The 4,355-nt window shown below is 42.7% G+C and carries 5 protein-coding genes; 2 read left to right on the top strand and 3 right to left on the bottom strand.

The genetic code is table 11. From position 1 onward, the window contains the following. A partial coding sequence (locus tag ACYQ2O_RS10725; RefSeq protein ID WP_459796595.1) for a hypothetical protein occupies positions 1–194 on the top strand: 194 nt, incomplete at its 5' end. Here ACYQ2O_RS10725 and ACYQ2O_RS10720 read toward each other — a convergent pair. Further along, positions 170–820 (bottom strand): glycosyltransferase family 32 protein, encoded by a 651-nt coding sequence (locus ACYQ2O_RS10720; protein ID WP_346024493.1) that lies wholly within the window; start codon positions 818–820, stop codon positions 170–172. The two genes, ACYQ2O_RS10725 and ACYQ2O_RS10720, sit on opposite strands and share 25 nt — an antisense overlap. A 336-nt stretch (positions 821–1,156) precedes the next feature. Further along, entirely contained in the window at positions 1,157–2,572 is a 1,416-nt protein-coding gene (locus tag ACYQ2O_RS10715) for an MATE family efflux transporter (RefSeq protein WP_459796593.1), read from the bottom strand. Between the two features lie 181 nt (positions 2,573–2,753). Between ACYQ2O_RS10715 and ACYQ2O_RS10710 the strand changes: the two genes are divergently transcribed. After that, the gene (locus tag ACYQ2O_RS10710; protein ID WP_459796591.1) at positions 2,754–3,431 is read left to right on the top strand and encodes a CAP domain-containing protein; all 678 of its coding nucleotides are present in this window, start codon (positions 2,754–2,756) and stop codon (positions 3,429–3,431) included. 323 nt (positions 3,432–3,754) lie between these two features. Here ACYQ2O_RS10710 and ACYQ2O_RS10705 read toward each other — a convergent pair whose 3' ends face one another. Next, positions 3,755–4,210 (bottom strand): nitrilase-related carbon-nitrogen hydrolase, encoded by a 456-nt coding sequence (locus ACYQ2O_RS10705; RefSeq protein WP_459796596.1) that lies wholly within the window; start codon positions 4,208–4,210, stop codon positions 3,755–3,757. Positions 4,211–4,355: the final 145 nt, after the last annotated feature.

Here is a 4,355-nt window from a genome sequence, read left to right as displayed (position 1 = left end):
AAGCATTTGCGTCCGACTTCCTTCAGATTCCGCCTCACGGCGGACACCCTTGTCTTTCGCTAACAGTTCCTACTGCCAAGTCTGTAGTGGACTTTCACCACCAAGTTGTCGCCCATGCCGGGCGCACGAAAAAAGAACCGGAACTCCAAGGTCCCGGCTCGCTTTCTTATTATAACCAGCTTCCAGTAAACTGATGGATGCCGTGTGTGTTTTTTGTAGAATCGATTTCTCTGGTCCAGTAATCTTTAGGAGAGAAATATTCTCTAGGAAAGATGGTGCATCCTTCAACTTCCTGATAGGTATTGTCAGGCTTCAGTCCGCGTTCCGTCATGATTTCTGTAATCCGGATGACGTTCGTCTTATCATCTCGCGATCCGTCAGGAAGAATGAATTCTCTCCCGTCATAATCATCGTAGAGTTCTTCTATAAATGGATGATGCGGTTCTGCTCCAATGATTCCGGTTGAGATCTCAGTTTCAATTTCAAAACTGAAGAAAGCAGGAAACTTTCGAAATTTGTCGATTGGCTTGATCAGTTCCATATCCGTGTCACAGTAGACCCCACCGTATTCTCTCAAGGCATGTAAACGGGCTACATCAGAAACGAATGCCCATTCTTCTCTTTCATAAGCCTGCTGTGTGTAAATCCCGTGATCCTCAGGGTTGAAATTTGATTCGTCCCACCTCTTGATTTCCCAGTCTGGACAATAACGTTTCCAGCTAGCCAGACACTTCTCTTCCAGCGGACCCAGCTCATTTCCCCCGAACCATGCGTAATGTATAATCTTTGGAATCATTTCATCTTCTCCTTTTGTGCTCATTGTTTTATGAAATTTTCATGAGAACTTTCTATCAGTTTAACAAAAAGCAGAGTGAAAAATCGATCATTAGCTATCGGAGGAATGAAAATACTGGTGTAGAGGGGTTTGACTGACGATTTTTTATAAACTAAAGAGAAAGATTTAATCAAATTCTTGATAGTTTTTCCTTATTGTCTGACTGGATCTGAGGCTATCTGATTTTAGCAAATCCTTCTTTTCTTGTACTCCGCTTTTCAGGCAATAGAAAAACCCGTCTATACTGAACCGGAGAATCCATCAGAAAGGAAACCTTCCTGCGGCAGCTCCATTTCACTAGTAACGGGTTGACCAATTATGTTATCGATTGTCTGTTGCGACCTGTTTCTTCAGAGGCCGTCTTCCAGATTCGAGGTCCAGATCGTCCAATGACTCAATTTTCTTATTGTAAATATAGCGCATGGTGACTAAAGCCAGTACGATCGTTACGCTTTCTGAAATAAGTTTTGACCACCATACAGCATTAACGTCTCCTGTTAAGGACAGAGCATAGGCAACGGGTACAAGGACAATGAACTGACGGATGACCTGTATCCATAGACTGTACATCGGATTGCCCAATGCCTGAAAGACTGAGGCAAGCATGATGCTGACACCCGCAAACACAAAACTTAAGCTGATGATGCGCAGCGCTGCTCGTCCGATCTCAAGCATTTCTCCAGAGGCATTAAATAATGCCAGCAGCTGGTCAGGAAAGACTTGAATAATTAAGGTGCCAAGCAGCATGATTCCTATCCCATAGATTATGGATACCCTAATAGCCTGAGTCAGACGTTCTTTATTCTTAGCACCAAAATTATATGAAACGATAGGGATCATCCCGTTATTCAAACCGAAGACCGGCATGAAAGCAAAGCCTTGGACTCGTATATAGACCCCATAAACTGCGGCTGCTGTAGATGTGAACTGCAGAAGAATATTGTTGAAAATCAAAGTAACAACTGACGTAATCGAGGTCATTACCATTGATGGGACACCAATTGAATAGATGCGCTTGATCACGCTGAAATCAGGACGAAACCCTCTATATTCCATATCCACATCTGAGTTTACTTTGGCATTTATGATAAACGCCATCAGCGCGGAAATCATCTGAGAGAAAGCCGTAGCAATGGCTGCACCTCTCACACCCATAGCCGGCATACCCAGCAGTCCAAAAATTAGTATAGGGTCCAGAATAATGTTCAAGATAGCTCCCGACCCTTGAGTAATCATAGTATAAAATGTTCGTCCAGTTGACTGAAGGATTCGTTCATACATAATCTGCATCGTCTTCCCGATCGACAGAGTAGTGATAATGAATGTGTACTCTATTCCATACTCGATAATTTGCGCGTTATCCGTCTGCATTTCAAAAAATGGACGGACTAGGAACAGACCAAAAATGAGGAATATTAAGTAATGGAAGAAAGACAGAAATACTCCATTGTTGGCCGCTGCGCTAGCTAATCCTCTTTTCCCTTCTCCCAGACGTCTGGACAGTTCAGCATTCATCCCAACGGCTGAGCCGATCTGTATTGCAATCATTAGCATCTGCACTGGAAAAGCAAGTGAAAGAGCAGCCAGTGCTTCTTCACTGATCTGTGCAACGAACATGCTGTCTATTGCACTATAAAGTGATTGCACAAACATTGACAGCATCATTGGAAGAGACAAAGTCAGGACTAATTTGTTGATCGGCATTGTACCCATTTGTTCAGAATTCATATTTTTCATAGTCGCTACGCTCCTATTTTCATATAACTAACCTTCTGTAAGTAGCTTCTCTATTATACAAAACACCTTGAGTAAAATGAAGCAAATAACATCAGCTTTTTCACAAATAAATCAAACACTTTTTCTTTTTAGTTAATTGGCTTTCTGATACAATACTTTTAGACTAGAAAGGTTGAAAACTATGACATTTATCAGAAAACTGCTTGTACTGACTATAACCTTGATCTTAGGCTTCTGGCTGGGCACATCCGGCATTCTAAATGGAACGACCGTTGGAAACTGGATGAACACCATCGTCAGCTATCTTCCATCTTCGGGAGACTTTGACCGCCTTGATCTGTCATTTGACCAGACCCCTTTTATAAATAATTCATTTACTCTACCCTCTTCCAGTTCTAACGACGAAGAACTGGAAGCTCCTTCCGTTTCCAGTGATCAGGCTAATGATATCGATGTGGACCTTATCGAGAATACTATCATCCGTCTAGTCAATGAACTTCGTGACGAGCAGGGAGTCGGAACGCTGACCAGCAATGATATGCTTCGATCGGCAGCTACCATTCGAGCAATCGAAACAGAGGAACTGTTTTCTCATACACGACCAGACGGGTCTGATGCCTTTGCCGTTTTTGATGAGGAAGGCATTCACTACCCTTACAGAGTCGCCGGTGAAAACTTAGGTATGGCCACTCATTATCTGAGTGATGAAGAAATGGCTGAACTGATTTTTAACGGCTGGGTCGAAAGTGAAGGACATTATGAGAATATGATCCGTCCTGATTTTGAAGAAATTGGAGTCGGTGTACACTATGACGGGGAATTCCTTTACGCAACTCAGTTATTTGGAACTCAAAGGTAAGTGTTCTCTAAAGAATTATGACTTACGACTGGAGAGAATCTTATCTAATAAAAAAAACCGTCGAGTCGTGGATGATCTGTCCGTGGCTCAACGGTTTTTCCTTTTTAGAGCTTTGATTTTTGGTTTAGATGAATGGGGCGGGTAACTCGGTAAGTTTTCTTCATTGGGTTGGTTCTAAGCCTCGTCTTACTACGCACTCGACAAGCTTTCACACACTCAGTTGGTTCCAAAAGCATTATAAAGTGAAAGCACCGAGAATCCGCCTTAACGATAACTGCTCATTACTTACAATGCTTTCAGCTGGCGCCTAGTCAGCTTCCGCCTTATTTATATAAATCAGGGCGTCTGTCTCTGAAGACCCCAATATCATCCCGTACCGTACGCAGTTGTGACAAATCAAGATCAGCTGTCAGTATTAATTCATCTTCTCCTGAGCCAGCCAGCACTTGTCCTAGTGGATCATATATAGTTGAGTGTCCGCAGAACGACAGTTGATCTGTTTTTCCGACACTATTTACACCCACAACAAAAAACTGGTTTTCGATTGCCCTAGCTTTAAGCAGTGCCTGCCAAACTTCTGATCTCGGGTGGGGCCAGGCTGCAGGAACAAATAAGATTTCTACCTCTTTTAAAGCCATCATTCTTATCCACTCTACAAACCTTAAATCATAACAAGTCGCAACGCCTATTGTTACACCATCCAATTCAAAGATACCTAGCTTGTTTCCTGATTCAAATACAGTATGCTCATCTGCAGGTGAATCGAGTAGGGGGTAAATAATTAATTTATTTACCGTCCTCTCACACCACCGTACGTACGGTTCCGTATACGGCGGTTCAATATCTTAAGTAAGCAGACTCTGCCAGTTGGTTTAGTGAAACTAAACCCCACTGGTAGAGTCTTTTCGTTGTAAGTGCCCGATG

The sequence above is a fragment of the Alkalibacterium sp. m-11 genome (genome assembly GCF_054658155.1).
Note: the sequence above shows the minus strand (reverse complement) of the source record. Positions and strands in the feature narration are given on the sequence as shown.